The following is a 1,024-nucleotide window of genomic DNA, read 5'->3' on the forward strand; positions in this document are numbered from 1 at the left end:
CGCCCGTGGCTCGTGGGCAGCTCGCAGTCGGCGACCCGCTCGACCGTGCGCTCGTTGCGCACCCGGTAGGCGATGAGGTCCGCGATGGTGCCGATCTTGATCCCGTGCTCGCGGGCGAAGGCCATGAGGTCGTCGCGCCGCGCCATGGTGCCGTCCTCGTTGAGGACCTCGACGATCACCGCGGCCGGCTCGAAGCCGGCGAGGCGCGCAAGATCGCAGCCCGCCTCCGTGTGGCCGGCACGCGTGAGCACCCCGCCGGGCTGGGCCATGACCGGAAAGATGTGCCCCGGCTGGACGATGTCCTCCGGGCGCGCCTGGGGCGCAACCGCCGCCTGGACGGTGCGGGCGCGGTCGGCCGCGGAGATGCCGGTGGTCACCCCCCGTGCCGCCTCGATGGAGAGCGTGAAATTGGTGCCGTGCTGGTCGCCGTTGTCGTTGACCATCAGCGGGAGGCGCAGCTGCTCGCAGCGCTCGCGGGTCAGCGTCAGGCAGATCAGTCCGCGGCCGTAGCGTGCCATGAAGTTGATGTCGTCCGGGCGGACCATGGACGCGGGCATGAGCAGGTCGCCCTCGTTCTCCCGGTCCTCGTCGTCCATGATCACGACCATGCGCCCCTGGCGCAGCTCGTCGATGATCTCTTCGGTGCTGTTGAAGGCCATTGATGTCGTTCTCCGATCCCGTGGGCGCGCCGTCAGCCGCCGAAGCCGTGACGGGCGAGGAACGCCCGGGTGATGCCGCCGTCGCCGTCCGCCCCGCCGCCGCTCATCAGGCGTTCCAGATAGCGCGCGATGATGTCCACTTCCAGGTTCACGGTGTCGCCGGCGGCCCGCCCGCCGAGGGTGGTGACCGCGGTGGTGTGCGGCACCAGGTTGAGCTCGAACTCCGCGCCCGCTACCGCGTTGACCGTGAGGCTCACGCCGTCGATGCAGATGGAGCCCTTCTCGGCGATGTAGCGGGCCAGGCGCTCCGGCGCGCGGAAGCGCCAGCGCTCCGAGCGTCCCTCCGGGCGGCGCCAGACCACCTC

2 protein-coding genes are annotated in these 1,024 nt (G+C 71.2%); both read right to left on the bottom strand.

What is annotated here, in order from left to right:
• Positions 1-659 (bottom strand): 3,4-dihydroxy-2-butanone-4-phosphate synthase (ribB, locus tag G7A99_RS20905; RefSeq protein WP_163143820.1); only part of this gene is annotated, 659 nt, incomplete at its 3' end.
• Positions 660-691: 32 nt separating this feature from the next.
• Positions 692-1,024 (bottom strand): riboflavin synthase (locus tag G7A99_RS20910; protein WP_371807650.1); only part of this gene is annotated, 333 nt, incomplete at its 5' end.

Source organism: Arhodomonas sp. KWT (assembly GCF_010993615.1).